The organism is Bacillus sp. 22446 (genome assembly GCF_052044955.1).
Classification (GTDB): domain Bacteria; phylum Bacillota; class Bacilli; order Bacillales; family Bacillaceae; genus Bacillus; species Bacillus altitudinis.
This window is the reverse complement of the sequence record NZ_JBQEOD010000001.1, coordinates 248,645-266,050: the sequence shown is the minus strand read 5'-3', so window position 1 is coordinate 266,050 and position 17,406 is coordinate 248,645. Positions and strand designations below refer to the sequence as shown.

Genomic DNA, 17,406 nt, shown 5'->3' with positions numbered 1-17,406 from the left:
GAGCGGTGTACAGCTGCTTTCTCGTTTTTCTTTTTATAAAACTGTCATGTTTCGTCTGCTCTCTCATAGAATCTAGTAACCTTTACTATTTGGGAGGAAGGCGCATGCGGAAAAAGTCTTGGAAAGAACATCTTCTTCAGCACGTGAAAGATCATTTATCGATTTATTTGTTTGTTTCTGTACTATTTTTAATGGGCGTCATTTTTGGAGCCATTATCGTCAATAGTATGACAATGAGTCAGAAAGAGGATTTATTCTACTATTTAAATCAATTTTTTGGTCAACTGACGAATGAGAAAGCAGCAGAATCAAAAGAAATGTTTTTGCAAAGCTTTTTGCATCATATGAAATATTTGGGCCTCATGTGGATACTCGGAATTTCCATCATTGGCCTGCCGCTTATTTTTCTTATGATCTTTCTAAAAGGGATTGTAGTTGGGTTTACTGTCGGTTTTTTAGTCAATCAAATGGGGCTTAGCGGTTTTTTTCTTTCTTTTGTCTCGGTGCTTCCTCAAAATATCTTGCTCATTCCTGCGTATTTAGTGATCGGAACTTGTGCGATTGCGTTCTCCATTCGTTTAATTGGTCAGCTTTTTATGAAAAAAACCATCAGTCAAGCGCCAATCCATTGGTTTGGCCGGTATGCTTCTGTTCTACTGATGATTTTAACCCTCGCTGCTCTTTCGTCCTTCTTTGAATCATACTTATCATTCATGCTGATGAAAAAGCTGGCAGGTGTTCTGTTTTGATGATTTTATAATCGTTATTAAATAATAATCAATTTATTTATCAATTTAAAATGATTATAGTTGGCTCTCTGCACATCATTTGATATAATGATCAAGTAATGTGGCGTAGGAGGGAAAGTCAATGGAAAATCGGATTGATCGAATTAAGAAACAGCTTCATTCTTCCAGCTATAAGCTCACGCCACAGCGTGAAGCAACAGTAAGAGTACTGCTTGAGAATGAAGAAGACCATTTAAGTGCAGAAGATGTATACCTCCTCGTAAAAGAGAAGTCTCCTGAAATTGGTCTTGCTACTGTTTATCGGACGTTAGAATTGCTTACTGAACTGAAAGTTGTTGATAAAATTAACTTTGGAGACGGCGTTTCGCGATATGATCTTCGCAAAGAAGGAGCCGCTCACTTCCATCACCATCTTGTCTGTATGGAATGCGGAACAGTCGATGAGATAGAAGATGATTTATTAGAAGATGTTGAAGAAATTATTGAACGCGATTGGAAATTTAAAATTAAGGATCATAGATTGACATTCCATGGTATTTGCCACCGGTGTCATGATGATGAATCCGGCAAATAATCCGAATTGGAACCTTTTCATTCAAAATGAAAAGGTTTTTTGCATGTTCGCTGTATATTCCTTGTCCCACCTGGCATATGCTGAAGTAATGAGAACACGAGAAAGGACATGAAGAACATGCGAAAATGGCTCAAAACAACAGGTGAAGTAATGAAAGTATTTATCTTGTTCACTGGTTTTACCGTCCTGTTCTATTATGCTATGATATGGATAAATTCAGAATATGAAAGCTATCATCGTTATGATAAACCAGAAGGTGCAGCGATAAAAGTGATGGAAATGGATCAGCCGAAACAAGACAGGTGGCAGGATCGATTGATTTATTTTTATCAAAACGGGGAGTAGAAACCATTGAAGGATCAATTATCCGACTTTATTCATTTTATGACAGTAGAGAGAGGACTCTCTGAAAATACCATTGTCTCTTATAAAAGAGATTTACAGAACTATTTGTCTTTTTTAATGACGCATGAACAATTGACAGATGTAAAAGACGTCACACGCCTTCATATTATTCATTATTTAAAACAGTTAAAAGACGAGGGGAAATCGAGTAAAACGTCCGTCCGTCATCTATCATCGATACGCTCCTTTCATCAATTCTTGCTCCGTGAAAAAGTGACAACAGATGACCCGTCATGGAACATTGAATCACAAAAAACAGAGCGGAAATTACCGAAAGTTCTATCATTAGATGAGGTAGAAAAGCTGCTCGATACACCTAAGCAGCAAACACCATTTGACTACCGTGACAAAGCCATGCTCGAACTTTTATATGCAACAGGTATTCGCGTAAGTGAAATGCTTGATCTGACTCTTGCAGATGTGCATCTGACCATGGGGTTTATCCGCTGTTTTGGAAAAGGAAGAAAAGAGCGAATCGTGCCTATTGGTGAAGCTGCTGCAAGTGCGATTGAAGTGTATATAGAAAAAGGCAGAAACAAGCTGCTCAAAAAACAGCCGGCCGATGCCTTGTTTCTGAATCATCACGGAAAAAAAATGTCGCGGCAGGGCTTTTGGAAGAACTTAAAGAAACGAGCCATAGAAGCAGGTATTCAAAAAGAATTGACGCCTCATACGCTCAGACATTCATTTGCGACACATTTGCTTGAAAACGGTGCGGATCTTAGAGCCGTACAGGAAATGCTCGGACATGCCGATATTTCTACTACACAAATTTACACACATGTCACAAAAACAAGATTAAAAGACGTGTATCACAAATTCCATCCAAGGGCATAAGTAAAGCATGGCACGGTGAACGTGTATCATGCTTTTTTATGTTTGGACCGTTTATGGTTGTCAATTGACTTGAAAACGGTTTATACTTGAGATGTCTGACCTCTCCAGTTGTGAAAGGTGAAAGGACAAGAATATTGAAGGAGGCGCTTTTTTATGCCTGATTATCAGTATAAACGTATTTTCCTCATTGTGATGGATTCAGTAGGAATCGGGGAAGCACCTGATGCTGCTGATTTTAATGATGTAGGTGCAGATACACTTGGACATATTGCTGAAAAAATGAACGGGCTTCATATGCCGAATATGGCGAAGCTTGGGCTAAGTCATATTAAAGAAATTAAAGGAATTCCAGCGGACGAAAAACCGCTTGCGTATTATGGGAAAATGCAAGAAGCATCCAACGGGAAAGACACAATGACAGGGCATTGGGAAATCATGGGTCTTTACATCGACACACCATTTAAAGTCTTTCCAGACGGCTTTCCAGATGAACTGTTAAATGAATTAAAAGAAAAAACAGGGCGCGGCATCATTGGAAATAAACCAGCGTCTGGTACAGAAATTCTGGATGAGCTTGGCGAAGAGCATATGAAAACAGGCGATTTAATCGTTTATACTTCAGCAGATTCTGTGCTGCAAATTGCTGCACACGAAGAAGTTGTGCCATTAGACGAACTTTATCGCATTTGCGAAATCGCACGTGAACTGACTTTAGATGAAAAATATATGGTAGGGCGCATCATCGCTCGTCCATTTGTCGGAGAGCCGGGGGCATTTGTTAGAACACCAAATCGTCATGACTATGCATTAAAACCATTCGACCGTACCGTCATGAATGAATTGAAAGATGATGGACTTGATGTCATTGCGATCGGAAAAATCTCTGATATTTATGATGGTGAAGGAATCACCTCTTCACTCAGAACGAAATCCAACATGGATGGAATGGACAAGCTAGTGGAGACGCTGAAAACAGACTTTACTGGGCTGAGCTTCTTAAATCTTGTCGACTTTGATGCGCTTTATGGACATAGAAGAGATCCAGAAGGCTACGGTAAGGCACTAGAGGAATTTGACGCACGTCTACCTGAAGTGTTTGATCTATTAAAAGAGGATGATCTGCTTGTGATCACAGCAGATCACGGAAATGACCCGGTTCATCACGGAACAGATCATACAAGAGAATACGTTCCGCTTATTGCTTACAGCAAAAAGCATCAAGAAGCGAATGAGCTGCCAACAGCGAAAACATTTGCTGATCTTGGGGCAACGGTAGCAGATAATTTTAAATCAACGCTGCCAAAATACGGAACAAGCTTTTTATCTAAACTCAAATAGGGGGAAATCACGTGGGAGCACAGTTTTCAGAAGCGGCGGCATATATTAAACAAGCATCGACATATGTACCAACAGTTGGATTGATTTTAGGTTCAGGTCTTGGCATTTTAGCCGATGAGATTGAAAATCCAATCAAATTGAAATATGAAGATATTCCTGGATTCCCTGTTTCAACAGTAGAAGGGCATGCAGGCCAGCTCGTCATTGGAACGCTGAAAGGCACGGTCGTTTGTGCCATGCAAGGACGTTTCCATTACTATGAAGGGTATGATATGAAGCAGGTGACATTTCCTGTCCGTGTGATGAAAGAAATCGGCATTGAGACATGTATTGTGACAAATGCAGCGGGCGGTGTGAATACATCCTTCCATCCTGGCGATCTCATGCTGATTACAGATCATATCAATATGATGGGAACCAATCCGTTAATTGGACCAAACGACAGTCAAGGGGTTCGTTTCCCTGATATGTCTGCACCGTATGATAAAGATTTGCTGGCACTTGCAGAGAAAACGGCTAAACATTTAGGCATATCTGTGCAGCAAGGGGTTTATGCAGGAATGACAGGCCCTTCATATGAAACACCGGCAGAGGTTCGTTTCCTCAGAACGCTTGGCGCTGATGCAGTCGGTATGTCGACTGTGCCAGAAGTGATTGTGGCACGTCATGCAGGCATAAAAGTACTTGGTATTTCATGCATCTCTAATGCGGCTTCAGGTATTTTAGATCAGCCGCTTTCTCATGATGAAGTGATCGAAGTGACGGAAAAAGTGAAAGCAAGTTTCCTTGATTTAGTGAAAGAAGTTGTCAAACAACTCTCATAGATCGTGTGAAAAAGCCTTCTGTTCATGAAACAGAGGGCTTTTTTTTATGGCAATCAAACGATCTCTGAATAAAACAGCCTTTATGAGGAAAAAATAGAAAGGATTACGATAATGGAGGTCTGCCACTTGAAACGTCATATATGTGCATTGTTTACTTTAATGATCCTTATCTCAATGGTTTCACCATCAGCGATGGCAAAAGAAAAGATTGAAAAGCCAGGAGAAAAACAAACATCAGAATTGGCGCATGAAGCCAAATCAGCGATTTTAATGGAACGTGACACGGGAAAAGTGCTTTACAACAAAAACAGTGATGAAAAGCTTGCCCCTGCAAGTATGACCAAAATCATGACGATGCTTCTCATCATGGAAGCGATGGATCAAGGGAAATTAAAAATGACTGATAAAGTAAGAACGAGCGATCATGCAGCATCTATGGGAGGCTCACAAATTTTCCTTGAACCGGGAGAAGAAATGACGGTTAAAGACATGCTAAAAGGCATTGCGATTGCGTCAGGAAACGATGCTTCAGTTGCCATGGCAGAACATATTGCTGGATCTGAAGAACAGTTTGTTGAGCAAATGAACAAAAAGGCAAAAGAGCTTGGGCTCACCTCAACGGTCTTTCAAAATCCAACAGGACTTCCTGAAAAAGATCATTACAGCACGGCTCATGATATGGCAAAAATGGCAAAAGAGCTGTTGAAATATGAAGAGATCACCAAGTTCACAGGTGTATACGAAGACTATCTTCGTCAGAACACGGATAAAAAATTCTGGCTTGTGAATACAAACCGTCTCATTAAATTTTATCCAGGTGTGGATGGGGTGAAAACAGGGTTTACAGGCGAGGCAAAATACTGTCTAACGGCATCCGCTAAAAAAGGGAACATGCGCGTCATTGCTGTTGTATTCGGCGCAAGTACACCAAAAGACAGAAATGCCCAAGTCGTCAAAATGCTGGATTACGCCTTTAGTCAATATACAACGCATCCTCTGTACAAGCGTGGTCAAGACGTAGCAGAGATCAAAGTGAGCAAAGGGAAAAAGAAAAAAATTCAGCTTGTCACGTCAGAACCGATCTCTCTTCTAACGAAAAAAGGTGAAAATGTCGATCAGATCAAAAAAGAAATTAAATTATCTCAAGATGTCACAGCCCCATTTTCAAAAGGAACGAAACTTGGCACCATCATCTTGAAAAAAGATGGAAAAGTGCTTCATGAAAGTCCTGTTGAAGCGAAAGAAGATATGGAAAAAGCCGGTGTTTGGACGTTCTTCAAACGGGCGATGGCCGAATTTGTTAAATGGAATTAAAAGGTGAAAGACTGCTGCAACTGGCAGTCTTTTTTGCTATGAACGAAAAGAACATCTAAATGTGACGAATGATCACTAGTTTTGTCATGGTGAAGGATTTGCATGTGAAGAAAGAGAAACATTCTTTATCCGAAAATAGAGCAAGGAGGAAGAAAAGATGAGCCTTGGTATTGATTTTCAAATAAAAGAGAGCGTACTTTGCATTCGGTTGACAGGGGAGCTTGATCATCACTCCGCAGAGACATTGAGACAAAAGGTGACGAATTATTTGGAAACAGAGGACATTCGCCACATCGTGCTGAATTTAGCTGATTTATCGTTTATGGACAGCTCTGGGCTCGGAGTGATTTTAGGAAGATACAAAGAAATTAAACAGCTTGGCGGTGAAATGGTCGTCTGTGCGATCTCGCCAGCAGTGAACCGTTTATTTGATATGTCCGGCTTGTTTAAAATTATTCGTATGGAGCCTTCAGAGCAAACTGCGCTGCAAACATTGGGGGTGGCATCATGACAAATGAAATGAATCTGACTTTTTCTGCTTTAAGTCAAAACGAATCCTTTGCGAGAGTAACGGTGGCAGCATTCATCGCTCAGCTCGATCCAACATTAGATGAGCTAACAGAAATCAAAACCGTCGTATCAGAGGCGGTCACGAACTCGATCATTCACGGGTATGACGGGAATCCAGACGGCAAGGTGCACATTAGCGTCACACTGGATGACCATATTGTGTATCTGACGATTCGAGACGAAGGCATGGGCATTTCAGATCTTGAGGAAGCAAGGCAGCCGCTTTTTACGACGAAACCAGACTTAGAGCGTTCCGGGATGGGTTTTACGATCATGGAGAACTTTATGGATGATGTCATGGTGGACTCATCTCCAGAAATGGGCACAACGATCCGCTTAACAAAGCATCTATCAAAAAGCAAAGCGCTTTGTAATTAAGGAGCTGCTCATATGGATGTGGAGGTAAAAAAGCAAGCAAAAAAAGCACAGCTGTCTAATGATGAGGTGAAACAGCTCATCAAAAAAAGCCAAGACGGAGATCAACAAGCAAGAGACCTCCTCGTAGAAAAAAACATGCGTCTTGTTTGGTCCGTTGTTCAGCGCTTTTTAAATAGAGGATATGAACCAGATGATCTGTTCCAAATAGGCTGTATTGGCCTGCTGAAATCTGTTGATAAATTTGATTTGTCTTATGATGTGAAGTTTTCGACCTATGCCGTTCCAATGATCATTGGTGAAATTCAGCGTTTCATTCGTGATGATGGAACCGTCAAAGTCAGCAGGTCTTTAAAGGAACTTGGAAATAAAATCAGGCGGGCAAGGGACGAATTGTCTAAATCTCATGGCAGAATGCCGACTGTTCAGGAAATCGCTGAATATCTGGACATCACACCTGAGGATGTCGTTCTTGCTCAAGAAGCGGTCCGCTCACCATCATCTATTCATGAAACCGTGTATGAAAATGACGGCGATCCGATTACGTTGCTCGATCAAATTGCCGATCATTCAGAAGAAAGATGGTTTGATAAAATTGCGCTAAAAGAGGCGATTAAAGAATTAGAAGAGCGTGAGAAACTGATTGTCTATTTAAGGTATTATAAAGACCAAACACAATCAGAAGTAGCAGAAAGACTCGGAATTTCCCAAGTGCAAGTCTCACGGCTTGAAAAGAAGATTTTAAAACAAATCCAAATGCAAATGGATCAAAAAGACAGCTAGCCAATTCGGCTGGCTTTTTTTGTGTGGTAATTACCGGTAAATCAAGTTCTTTCAGTATGAGAACCATTTTTCACCACATACTATTTTTAACCCATCGTATAGGAAGTGACTTGGATGGACGGACAAATCTTTATTCGGCTGCGCCATCGGATTAAGACTGGTAATGATCAGCTTATCTATTTAGAGGATATTGCCCAAATCACTGGAGATGACAGTGCTGTGCAAAAGCTGAGCAAAATGCCGATATACCATGTCAGCAAAAAGGATCGTCACATCGTTGTGTTAGATATCATGCATGTGGTCAAAACGATCAAAAAAGCGTGGCCTGACATCGACATTCAAACGGTTGGAGGCTCAGAGGCCATTGTTGAAATTGATACAGGCAAACGCCAACTGTCCCCCGTATTATTCGTGTTTGTATGGCTCCTCTTATTTGTCGGAGCGGCCCTTGCCATCATGAATTTCCATGAGGATGTTAGTATGCGGCTTGTGCATATCCGCCTTTACGAGATGATTACTGGAAACACGGTTGAGCATCCTTATTTATTACAAATTCCATATAGCTTTGGACTCGGTTTGGGCATGATTTTATTTTTCAATCATGTGTTTAAAAAGCGTTTAAACGAAGAGCCAAGTCCGCTTGAAGTGGAAATGTTTAAATATCAGCTCGATCTTGATCATTATGTCGCACTCAATGAAAACAAAGAAACATTGAAAGATATCCATGATCGGTAAATGGCTTTTTGTGGTGCTTGTTGGGCTCGGCGGCGGTTTAACGGTAGGGGCAGGATTTGTGGCGTTTCTCACAGTGCTTGGTATTATCCCTCGATTAATGCAATTAACGAAAACGCAGCGTTTCATTCAAGGATATGAGGCTGCCGTGATAAGTGGAGCGGTCGTTGGCGGCTGGGCTACTTTAAGTCAAGTCCATTTGCATTTATCCAAATGGCTAGCGCTTCCGATCGGTCTTTTATCTGGCATTTTTGTTGGCATGCTTGCAGCCGCACTCACTGAAGTGTTAAATGTACTTCCTATCTTAACGAAAAGAATTGGAATGGACGGGAAAATTGTGCTGCTGCTCATGGCCATCGTCTTAGGAAAGGTGTTTGGCTCGCTATTTCATTGGCTTATTTATATTTAAAAATGTGGAGGGAACAACACGTGTCAAGTTTAAAAGAGAACTATCCATCTAAAGTGAAAACGTATCAGCCGAAACCTCCTTATGTACTGAACTGCATCAAGGCTTTTCTTGTCGGCGGTTTGATTTGTGCGATAGGCGAGGGATTGCAAAATTTCTATATTACTTTTTTTGATTTTAATGAGAAGACAGCAGGGAATCCAACGGTGGCAACCCTTATTTTAATTTCTTCTATTTTAACTGGTATTGGTATTTACGATAAAATCGGCCAGTTTGCTGGAGCGGGATCAGCTGTCCCGGTGACAGGATTTGCAAACAGCATGACAAGTGCGGCTCTTGAGCATAAGAGTGAAGGGCTTGTGTTAGGTGTAGCGACCAATATGTTTAAACTGGCTGGGAACGTCATTGTGTTTGGTGTCGTCTCGGCATATGTCGTAGGGATTATTCGATACGTCTTGGAAAAGATGTTTTCGTAGGAGGAATAAAACGTGAAACTAACAGGTAAGCAATCTTGGGTATTTGAACACAAGCTTTATGTGAATGCGGAAGGAACAGCTGCAGGACCGAAAGAAAAAGAAGGCCCAATCGGTCATCTCATTGATAAAACCTATGATGAAATGCACTGTTATCAAAAGAACTGGGAAATGGCTGAAAGGCAGCTCATGGATGATGCCATATCAATGGCCTTATCAAAAGCGAATTTGCAAAAAAGTGATATTGACCTTCTGCTGGCAGGAGATTTACTGAACCAAAACGTGACAGCCAACTATGTGGCAAGAGAACTCAAAATCCCGTTTCTTTGTTTATTTGGTGCCTGCTCCACATCAATGGAATCAGTCGCCATTGCCTCAGCGCTAGTAGATGGTGGCTTTGCCAATAGAGCGCTTGCTGCCACAAGCAGTCACAATGCGACGGCAGAGCGGCAATTTCGTAATCCAACAGAATATGGCGGGCAAAAACCCGATACAGCCACAAGTACAGTGACAGGGAGCGGTGCTGTCGTCATCAGCCAAGAACCTTCCCAAATTCAAATTACAAGTGCCACCGTCGGACGGGTGATGGATCTTGGGATTACAGATCCATTTGATATGGGTTCGGCTATGGCGCCTGCAGCGGCAGACACAATCAAACAACATTTAGAAGACTTAGGAAGAACAGTAGATGATTATGATCTCATCCTAACAGGAGATCTATCTGGAATTGGATCGCCTATTTTAAAGGATCTTCTGAAAGAAGATGGCATTCAGCTTGGACGGAAGCATGATGATTGCGGATTAATCATATACACACCTGATCAAAATGTATTCGCTGGAGGCAGCGGCTGTGCCTGCTCAGCTGTCGTGACATTCAGTCACATCTTTCAAGAAATGAAAGCAGGGAATTTACAAAGAGTATTGGTTGTAGCAACCGGGGCGCTTCTTAGCCCAATGATGGTTCAGCAAAAAGAGACCATTCCAACCATTGCGCATGGAGTTGTATTTGAGCGTGCAGGAGGAGAAAGCTAATGGATTATTTGATTGCTTTTGTTGCAGGCGGACTGATTTGCGTGATCGGCCAGCTTTTACTTGATGTACTGAAACTCACACCGGCACATGTCATGACGACCTTTGTTGTGGCGGGGACGATTTTAGACGGGTTTGGTATTTATGATAAATTTATTGAATTTGCAGGAGCGGGTGCTACCGTCCCTATCGTAAGCTTTGGTCATAGCTTGCTTCATGGGGCGATGCATCAGGCTGATGTCCACGGATTTATTGGAATCGGAATTGGGATTTTTGAGTTAACCTCTGCTGGAATATCAGCTGCAATTTTATTTTCATTTATCATTGCACTTATCTTTAAACCGAAAGGATAACCTAATATGGGGCAAAGACGCAAAATCATTTTAGTGACAGACGGAGATATATATGCTGCCAAAACGATTGAGCTTGTCGCAAAGAAAGTCGGCGGAAGATGTATTTCCAGCTCAAAAGGGAATCCGAGCAAACGAACAGGACCAGAACTGGTCCAGATGATTTTGAAAACGCCGTATGACCCAGTGTTTGTCATGTTTGATGATTCTGGTCTAACAGGTGAAGGAACAGGGGAAACGGCCATGAAGCACGTAGCACGTCACCCTGAAATTGAAGTGATTGGCGCCATTGCAGTGGCATCTAAAACCCATCAAGCGGAATGGACAAAGGTACATGTCTCCATTGACCGGGAAGGTGAACTGACAGAATACGGCGTTGACAAACATGGACTTCCAGAAATGGAACCACACAAAATGAGTGGAGATACAGTGTATTGTCTCGATTCACTACAGCTTCCGATTGTTGTCGGCATTGGAGATATTGGCAAGATGGGACGGAAAGATGATCTAAGCAAAGGGTCCCCCATCACAATGAAGGCAGTCGAATTAATTTTAGAAAGGAGTGGTTTCCATGAATAAAGACAAGGTGCACGTGTACCGAGATCCGAAGAAAAATGAAGATTTTTTCAAAGACAATGTCGGGATGGGTCTCAGCTTTGACCTTGGCGTTCGGAAAATTTATGTCCATGATCAGGAAATCCAGCTTTACTATGTAAATGGATTATGTGATACACAATATGTGATCTATTTATTAAAAGAACTGATTGAAATCAATGACAACGAACCTGAATCAGATGATCTTGCACGTGTGGTAGAAAACCGTCTTGTCAATCAGCAAGTCTCAAAAGTTGAAACGCTTGATGAAGCAGTGGATCAAGTGTTGTCTGGACTTGTGGCAGTCGTTGTCGAAGGTGAAAATTACGCATTTATTATTGACGTCAGGAGCTACCCTGGCAGAATGCCGGAGGAACCGGATACAGAAAAGGTTGTCAGAGGTGCAAGAGACGGCTTTGTTGAAAACATCATTGTGAACACAGCACTCATTCGCAGAAGAGTGCGGGATGAAAAACTGCGATACAAAATGCTTAAAGTAGGCGAGCGTTCTAAAGCAGACGTCTGTGTTTGTTATATTGAAGACATAGCTGACCCTGATCTTGTTGATATTATCGAAAAAGAAGTGTCTGGGATTAAAGTTGACGGACTGACGATGTCTGATAAAACAATAGAAGAATTTATCATTAAGCAAGGATATAATCCCTTCCCGCTTGTGCGATACACCGAGCGCCCAGATGTAGCCGCTAACCATATATTAGAAGGGCATGTCATCATCATTACGGATACATCCCCTAGTGTCATCATTACACCAACCACTATTTTTCATCACGTTCAACATGCTGAAGAATACCGCCAGGCGCCAGCGGTTGGGACTTTTTTAAGATGGGTGCGTTTTTTAGGCATCTTATGTTCTACTTTTCTTTTGCCGATCTGGTTTCTTTTTATTCTAGAACCGAATCTTCTGCCAGACAATCTAAGCTATATTGGATTTAACAAACCTTCTCATATCCCTGTCATTCTCCAAGTATTCCTTGCTGATTTTGGGGTGGAATTTTTACGAATGGCGGCGATTCATACGCCGACCGCCTTGTCGACTGCCATGGGTTTGATTGCAGCCGTTTTAATTGGACAAATTGCAATTGATGTCGGTTTATTTACACCAGAGGTCATATTATACGTCTCGCTAGCAGCCATCGGCACATTCACCACTCCAAGTTATGAACTGAGTGTCGCTAATAAAATCATCCGACTGATCATATTAGCACTAGTAGCGATCTTTAAGCTGAATGGACTGATCATCGGTTTTACGCTGTTACTTATTTATTTAACATCCATTCGTTCCTTACAGACGCCTTATATGTGGCCGTTTATTCCTTTTAATGGAAAGGCTTTGTGGCAAGTGCTCATTCGGACGTCTGTTCCTGGCTCAAAAGTAAGGCCGAGCATCGTTCACCCTCAGAACAGATCAAAAATTCCGCCAAATTCTTAACGCTCGTTGAAAGTGGCTGAAGATTGTGATATTGTATTTTTAACTTTGAGAAACGGCAAAAGGCAGCTTGTGCAGCTGTCTTTTTTCAGCCGAGGCGGAGAAAGAGGGAATGACATTGTATTTACACGGCACTTGCAGACAAAATGAACTCGGACATTTAGAAATTGGTGGTGTTGATGCCGTTTCTTTAGCTGAAACGTATGGGACACCACTTTATGTATATGATGTGGCTTTAATACGGGAGCGTGCAAAAAGCTTTCAGAAAGCATTTATTGAAGAAGAACTAAAGGCTCAGGTGGCATATGCGAGTAAGGCGTTTTCTTCTATTGCCATGTTCCAGCTGGCAAAAGAAGAAGGCTTATCACTTGATGTCGTTTCAGGCGGGGAGCTGCACACAGCCATTTGTGCCGGGTTTCCAGTAGAAAAAATTCATTTCCATGGTAACAACAAAAGCAGAGAAGAATTAAAGATGGCATTAGCGCATGGAATCGGCTGTATTGTTGTTGATAATTTCTATGAAATCAACCTCATTGAACAGCTTGGGCAAGAGCTATCAAAACAGGTGAATGTACTCCTCCGCATCACGCCGGGCGTTGAAGCACATACGCATGACTATATTACAACAGGTCAAGAAGATTCAAAATTCGGTTTTGATCTTCATAATGGACAAGCAGACGAAGCGGTCAAACAAGTACTTGAATCAGAAGTGATCGAGCTTTTAGGTGTTCATTGTCATATCGGCTCTCAAATCTTTGATACAGCTGGTTTTGTCCTTGCGGCAGATAAAATTTTCTTGAAGCTGGATGAATGGAGAGAATCATTTGGATTTATTTCCACAGTGCTGAACTTAGGCGGAGGCTTTGGCATCCGTTATACAGAAGAGGACGAACCACTTCCAGCAACTGAATACGTGGAGAAAATTATTCAAGCGGTGAAAGAAAATGTAGCCCGCTATGAGTTTGAGATGCCTGAAATTTGGATTGAGCCAGGCCGCTCACTTGTTGGAGATGCGGGAACCACTCTTTATACGATTGGTTCATCAAAACATGTACCTGGCATTCGCGATTATGTAGCCATTGACGGCGGAATGAGTGATAACATTCGACCTGCTTTATATCAAGCAAAATATGAAGCAGCAAGCGCCAATAAAATGAGTCAAACGCATGATCAAACTGTGTCCATTGCAGGGAAATGCTGCGAGAGTGGAGATATGCTCATTTGGGATATTGATCTGCCAGAGTTATCACAGGGAGACTTGTTAGCTGTCTTTTGTACAGGAGCTTATGGCTACAGCATGTCAAACAACTATAACCGCATCCCTCGCCCGGCTGTAGTATTTGTAGAAGATGGGGAAGCGCAGCTTGTCGTTGAGCGTGAGACATATGAGGACATTGTCAAATTGGATTTACCTTATCAATCAAAAGTGAAATCATCGACTTAAAAAAAGCTGCCTGATCATCAGGCAGCTTTTTCTATGACATTTATTTTCCACCAGTAAATACAGAAACGATCGCGTTCCAAATGGAGACAAAGAAATCCCAAATCTTCTGTAGAAGGTTTTTCCCTTCATCTGATTCTATGAATTTTGTAATCTTGTCTTTTGCTTTATCAATTTGAGATCCGACTTGTTTCCAATCGATATTGATATTTTTCATCTTATCAAAGAGAGAGACAAGTTGATCTTTTTGGTCTTGCGTTAGATTTAAGTTCAAATCAGAAGCGGCTTGATCTACTTTTTCTTCCACTTCTTTTGTTGTTTTAGGAACTCCATTTTTGGCAATGTCATCTTTGATTTTTGCAATCAGGGCAGAGGCATTGTCTTTTCCAATAGAGTCTCCCAGTTTAGATGTTGTTACAAGTTCTTCGTTTGCCACCTGTTTCACATCTTCAGGAATGGCTTTGTCGCTTGACACTTCATAGGCTTTTAATAGACCTGTCAGTGCTGCTGTACCAGATACTTCAAACGGCGCCGTCACGACAACCTTTGCATCTTTCACGCCTGCGGTCATTAAAGCATTTAAATACATCTCATCTGTAATGGTCTTAATGTTATGTGTATCCACGGTCAGACCCGTACCTGATTTTTCAATGGTGATGGATGAAGATGATAATGCTCTCGTCCCGATAGAAGAACGAGGGATATACTTTCCTAAATATTCGTGCTCTTCTTTATTGGTTACTTCAATTTTTGTCGCATTTTCAGGTGGATTCAACTCGTCAAGCACCTTCTGGCGATCAGCCGGTGTTAAGTCTTGCCCGAGTGTGACGATGACATCGCCGACAGCTGCATCCGCTAAGCTGACTTTTGGCGCACCAATCAGTAAAAGGAGCGCTGCCATCATACCAAGCATTGTTTTTTTAAACATGTTGACCTCCTTCAAGTCGAAAGCGTTTCTCGATGGTGAGAAACTCATCTTTTGAGTACATGATTTGAATCGTACTCCATCATATAGACGTAACAAATCAGTCTGACGTTTCAATTTTCTTTTAAAGATGTTTGAAACCTCCAATATGATGAAGTGATTTGCTCAGTCTGTGATCATTTCCTTAGGAGAAAAGGATCAAGCTCTTTTATTTTATCAATGATGGCAAAAGAGGTAAATCACATTCGACAAGCAGGGGATGTTTAACATCACCGAAAATGTGCTATAATGAGCGTTGTTTAACCTGAAAGGAGAATGTGAAAAATGGCGAAAAAAGGATACATACAATTAACGAATGGAAAGAAAATTGAGTTTGAACTTTACCCAGAGGCTGCTCCAGGTACAGTAGCAAACTTTGAAAAATTAGCGAATGAAGGCTTCTACGATGGATTGAAATTCCACCGCGTGATCCCAGGGTTCGTAAGCCAAGGTGGCGATCCAAACGGTAATGGAACTGGAGGACCTGGTTACACAATTAAATGTGAAACAGAAGGAAACCCTCATCAGCACGAGAGAGGTTCATTATCAATGGCACACGCTGGTAAAGACACTGGCGGCAGCCAATTCTTTATCGTACATGACCCACAGCCGCACTTAAACGGTGTTCACACTGTTTTTGGCAAAGTAACATCTGGTATCGAAGCTGTTCTTGATATGGAACAAGGACAAGGCATGGAAAAAGTCGAAGTGATCGATGCTTAATCCAAAACACCGCTTAATTGCGGTGTTTTTTTATTTTACATCTGATGTTCCTGTGATCTGTGCCGTGAAGCGGTAGGTGATCATCCAATATAAAAGGGCTAAGGCGCTGATAGAGGCTCCAAATAAACATACCCCATTCCAGCCAGCGTTTGCGTATATGTTAGTTGATACAATAGAACCGAGCGCACTGCCGAGGGAATAAAAAATCATATAAGCAGCAGTCAGCCGGCTTCTCGCCTCAGGCCGGACCATGAAAATCATACTTTGATTGGTCACATGAACGGCCTGCACAGATAGGTCAAGAATGACTATACCAACGATTAATAAAATGAGGGAATATTCAGTGAAAAAGATAAAACACCATGAAAAGAGTAATAGGACAAGGGCGATGCACGTTGTTAACTGTCCTAAGCCTCGATCAGCAAGGCTTCCAGCTCGAGCGGCACCTAATGCTCCGGTAACTCCAGCAATGCCAAATGCACCAATTGCCGTATGTGACAGATTGTATGGCGTAGTGCTGAGAGGCAGCACAAGTGAAGTCCACAGCGTGCCAAACACAACAAAGATCAGAAAACCCAGTACGCCACGAATAAGTAGAATTCGTTCTTGTCTGAACAATATAAACATTGAAGCGAGCAAGTTCACATAGGATATGGAGACTCTCTTGCTGTCAGCACGCGGAAGATACCGGTACAACACGCCAGTTATGATCAGCATCATCACGCCGGAAACGAGATAGACTGATCTCCAGCCGGCGAGATCGGTTAGTACACCAGCAAACGTTCGTGCGAGAAGAATACCAATCACAATTCCACTTTGAACCAAGCCCACTATGCGGCCACGTTCTTCAGGAGCGGCCCATGTCGCTGCGAATGCTACGAGTACCTGAGTGACTACAGCGAGCAGTCCCACCGCAGCTAGTCCTATGAACAGGACGGTGGCGGTAGGGGCGATACCGACTAGAATGAGAGATAACACGGATACTAGCATTTGAGCTACGATGAGCCGCCGTTGGTTGAACAGATCACCAAGTGGTACGATCAGTAGCAGTCCTAGCGCATAACAAAGCTGAGTAATCATAATGACCATACCAACGGATGAATAGCTGATACCAAACTCGGCTGCGAGGGAGTCTAATAATGGCTGTGCAAAGTATATGTTTGCAACTGCCATCCCTGAGGCTGTCGAAAACAGTAGAGCCATATTGCGAGTCATCGTTGATCGGGTGTTTATTTGTAAATGAGTCGTTTCTAGATCAGAATGTTCAACGGCATTCATTTTTTCTTTTTTCATGCATGTCATCCTCTCTTTTTGTACTAAATAGTATAATATACTGTTTGGTATAAAATGATTCCTGTTAAGGATAACCAGAGAAACGTTTTAAAGTCAAGATGATGTAGTGAAGATCTTGAGAGGGGCAGTCGGTTTGACAATGATACGTCAATAAAATAAAATGATAATATACCGATGAGTAAAAA

The 17,406-nt window shown here is 41.9% G+C and carries 21 protein-coding genes; 19 read left to right on the top strand and 2 right to left on the bottom strand.

Features of this window, described 5'->3' with window-relative positions:
* The first annotated feature begins 104 nt into the window (after positions 1-104).
* The 18 genes from spoIIM (at position 105) to lysA (ending at position 14,244) form a co-directional block, all read left to right on the top strand.
* Entirely contained in the window at positions 105-749 is a 645-nt protein-coding gene (gene spoIIM / locus ACTJJD_RS01420; protein WP_017367532.1) for a stage II sporulation protein M, read from the top strand.
* A 121-nt stretch (positions 750-870) separates the two neighbouring features.
* On the top strand, positions 871-1,323 hold the full coding sequence (fur, locus tag ACTJJD_RS01415) for a ferric iron uptake transcriptional regulator (RefSeq protein ID WP_003215577.1): 453 nt from the start codon (positions 871-873) through the stop codon (positions 1,321-1,323).
* 117 nt (positions 1,324-1,440) lie between these two features.
* A complete protein-coding gene (locus tag ACTJJD_RS01410) occupies positions 1,441-1,668 on the top strand; it encodes a YqzK family protein (RefSeq protein ID WP_024718934.1) in 228 nt (75 codons plus the stop codon).
* 6 nt (positions 1,669-1,674) lie between these two features.
* Positions 1,675-2,565, top strand: coding sequence for a site-specific tyrosine recombinase XerD (gene xerD / locus ACTJJD_RS01405; protein ID WP_007501057.1), 891 nt, complete (start codon positions 1,675-1,677; stop codon positions 2,563-2,565).
* A 153-nt stretch (positions 2,566-2,718) separates the two neighbouring features.
* Entirely contained in the window at positions 2,719-3,903 is a 1,185-nt protein-coding gene (gene deoB, locus ACTJJD_RS01400; protein WP_025207568.1) for a phosphopentomutase, read from the top strand.
* Positions 3,904-3,914: 11 nt separating this feature from the next.
* Complete coding sequence (locus ACTJJD_RS01395; RefSeq protein ID WP_019743098.1) at positions 3,915-4,727, top strand: purine-nucleoside phosphorylase; 813 nt, start codon at positions 3,915-3,917, stop codon at positions 4,725-4,727.
* Between the two features lie 159 nt (positions 4,728-4,886).
* The gene (locus ACTJJD_RS01390) at positions 4,887-6,041 is read left to right on the top strand and encodes a D-alanyl-D-alanine carboxypeptidase family protein (protein ID WP_205625806.1); all 1,155 of its coding nucleotides are present in this window, start codon (positions 4,887-4,889) and stop codon (positions 6,039-6,041) included.
* Positions 6,042-6,198: 157 nt separating this feature from the next.
* The gene (gene spoIIAA / locus ACTJJD_RS01385) at positions 6,199-6,552 is read left to right on the top strand and encodes an anti-sigma F factor antagonist (protein WP_008344431.1); all 354 of its coding nucleotides are present in this window, start codon (positions 6,199-6,201) and stop codon (positions 6,550-6,552) included.
* Positions 6,549-6,989, top strand: a complete 441-nt coding sequence (gene spoIIAB / locus ACTJJD_RS01380) for an anti-sigma F factor (RefSeq protein WP_007501052.1) — start codon at positions 6,549-6,551, stop codon at positions 6,987-6,989. Before spoIIAA ends, spoIIAB begins: the two co-directional genes overlap by 4 nt.
* Positions 6,990-7,001: 12 nt before the next feature.
* Complete coding sequence (gene sigF, locus ACTJJD_RS01375) at positions 7,002-7,769, top strand: RNA polymerase sporulation sigma factor SigF (RefSeq protein ID WP_007501051.1); 768 nt, start codon at positions 7,002-7,004, stop codon at positions 7,767-7,769.
* A gap of 114 nt (positions 7,770-7,883) precedes the next feature.
* Positions 7,884-8,504, top strand: a complete 621-nt coding sequence (locus tag ACTJJD_RS01370) for a stage V sporulation protein AA (protein ID WP_046343891.1) — start codon at positions 7,884-7,886, stop codon at positions 8,502-8,504.
* Positions 8,494-8,910 carry a stage V sporulation protein AB gene (locus tag ACTJJD_RS01365; protein WP_007501049.1) on the top strand — a complete coding sequence of 139 codons (417 nt, stop codon included), beginning with the start codon at positions 8,494-8,496 and terminating at the stop codon, positions 8,908-8,910. The genes ACTJJD_RS01370 and ACTJJD_RS01365 overlap by 11 nt, the downstream gene beginning before the upstream one ends.
* A 20-nt stretch (positions 8,911-8,930) precedes the next feature.
* A complete protein-coding gene (gene spoVAC / locus ACTJJD_RS01360; protein ID WP_024718929.1) occupies positions 8,931-9,383 on the top strand; it encodes a stage V sporulation protein AC in 453 nt (150 codons plus the stop codon).
* A 12-nt stretch (positions 9,384-9,395) separates the two neighbouring features.
* A complete protein-coding gene (gene spoVAD, locus ACTJJD_RS01355) occupies positions 9,396-10,412 on the top strand; it encodes a stage V sporulation protein AD (RefSeq protein ID WP_008344437.1) in 1,017 nt (338 codons plus the stop codon).
* Positions 10,412-10,762 carry a stage V sporulation protein AE gene (gene spoVAE / locus ACTJJD_RS01350; protein ID WP_007501045.1) on the top strand — a complete coding sequence of 117 codons (351 nt, stop codon included), beginning with the start codon at positions 10,412-10,414 and terminating at the stop codon, positions 10,760-10,762. Before spoVAD ends, spoVAE begins: the two co-directional genes overlap by 1 nt.
* A 6-nt stretch (positions 10,763-10,768) precedes the next feature.
* Positions 10,769-11,338 (top strand): stage V sporulation protein AE, encoded by a 570-nt coding sequence (locus ACTJJD_RS01345; protein WP_440608037.1) that lies wholly within the window; start codon positions 10,769-10,771, stop codon positions 11,336-11,338.
* On the top strand, positions 11,331-12,803 hold the full coding sequence (locus tag ACTJJD_RS01340; protein WP_440608036.1) for a spore germination protein: 1,473 nt from the start codon (positions 11,331-11,333) through the stop codon (positions 12,801-12,803). The genes ACTJJD_RS01345 and ACTJJD_RS01340 overlap by 8 nt, the downstream gene beginning before the upstream one ends.
* A gap of 115 nt (positions 12,804-12,918) precedes the next feature.
* A complete protein-coding gene (gene lysA, locus ACTJJD_RS01335; protein ID WP_440600068.1) occupies positions 12,919-14,244 on the top strand; it encodes a diaminopimelate decarboxylase in 1,326 nt (441 codons plus the stop codon).
* A gap of 40 nt (positions 14,245-14,284) precedes the next feature.
* Here lysA and ACTJJD_RS01330 read toward each other — a convergent pair whose 3' ends face one another.
* Positions 14,285-15,169, bottom strand: coding sequence for a DUF1002 domain-containing protein (locus ACTJJD_RS01330; RefSeq protein ID WP_008344446.1), 885 nt, complete (start codon positions 15,167-15,169; stop codon positions 14,285-14,287).
* Between the two features lie 321 nt (positions 15,170-15,490).
* Between ACTJJD_RS01330 and ACTJJD_RS01325 the strand changes: the two genes are divergently transcribed.
* Positions 15,491-15,928 carry a peptidylprolyl isomerase gene (locus tag ACTJJD_RS01325; RefSeq protein ID WP_007501040.1) on the top strand — a complete coding sequence of 146 codons (438 nt, stop codon included), beginning with the start codon at positions 15,491-15,493 and terminating at the stop codon, positions 15,926-15,928.
* A 30-nt stretch (positions 15,929-15,958) separates the two neighbouring features.
* Here ACTJJD_RS01325 and ACTJJD_RS01320 read toward each other — a convergent pair whose 3' ends face one another.
* The gene (locus tag ACTJJD_RS01320) at positions 15,959-17,221 is read right to left on the bottom strand and encodes an MFS transporter (RefSeq protein ID WP_242732070.1); all 1,263 of its coding nucleotides are present in this window, start codon (positions 17,219-17,221) and stop codon (positions 15,959-15,961) included.
* Between the last annotated feature and the right edge of the window lie 185 nt (positions 17,222-17,406).

Bases quoted from the DNA above. Each gene is read 5' to 3' on its own strand.
- spoIIM (WP_017367532.1), top strand. From the start codon at position 105: ATGCGGAAAAAGTCTTGGAAAGAACATCTTCTTCAGCACGTGAAAGAT.
- fur (WP_003215577.1), top strand. From the start codon at position 871: ATGGAAAATCGGATTGATCGAATTAAGAAACAGCTTCATTCTTCCAGC.
- ACTJJD_RS01410 (WP_024718934.1), top strand. From the start codon at position 1,441: ATGCGAAAATGGCTCAAAACAACAGGTGAAGTAATGAAAGTATTTATC.
- deoB (WP_025207568.1), top strand. From the start codon at position 2,719: ATGCCTGATTATCAGTATAAACGTATTTTCCTCATTGTGATGGATTCA.
- ACTJJD_RS01390 (WP_205625806.1), top strand. From the start codon at position 4,887: ATGATCCTTATCTCAATGGTTTCACCATCAGCGATGGCAAAAGAAAAG.
- spoIIAA (WP_008344431.1), top strand. From the start codon at position 6,199: ATGAGCCTTGGTATTGATTTTCAAATAAAAGAGAGCGTACTTTGCATT.
- spoIIAB (WP_007501052.1), top strand. From the start codon at position 6,549: ATGACAAATGAAATGAATCTGACTTTTTCTGCTTTAAGTCAAAACGAA.
- sigF (WP_007501051.1), top strand. From the start codon at position 7,002: ATGGATGTGGAGGTAAAAAAGCAAGCAAAAAAAGCACAGCTGTCTAAT.
- ACTJJD_RS01370 (WP_046343891.1), top strand. From the start codon at position 7,884: ATGGACGGACAAATCTTTATTCGGCTGCGCCATCGGATTAAGACTGGT.
- ACTJJD_RS01365 (WP_007501049.1), top strand. From the start codon at position 8,494: ATGATCGGTAAATGGCTTTTTGTGGTGCTTGTTGGGCTCGGCGGCGGT.
- spoVAE (WP_007501045.1), top strand. From the start codon at position 10,412: ATGGATTATTTGATTGCTTTTGTTGCAGGCGGACTGATTTGCGTGATC.
- ACTJJD_RS01345 (WP_440608037.1), top strand. From the start codon at position 10,769: ATGGGGCAAAGACGCAAAATCATTTTAGTGACAGACGGAGATATATAT.
- ACTJJD_RS01340 (WP_440608036.1), top strand. From the start codon at position 11,331: ATGAATAAAGACAAGGTGCACGTGTACCGAGATCCGAAGAAAAATGAA.
- ACTJJD_RS01330 (WP_008344446.1), bottom strand. From the start codon at position 15,169: ATGTTTAAAAAAACAATGCTTGGTATGATGGCAGCGCTCCTTTTACTG.
- ACTJJD_RS01325 (WP_007501040.1), top strand. From the start codon at position 15,491: ATGGCGAAAAAAGGATACATACAATTAACGAATGGAAAGAAAATTGAG.
- ACTJJD_RS01320 (WP_242732070.1), bottom strand. From the start codon at position 17,221: ATGAAAAAAGAAAAAATGAATGCCGTTGAACATTCTGATCTAGAAACG.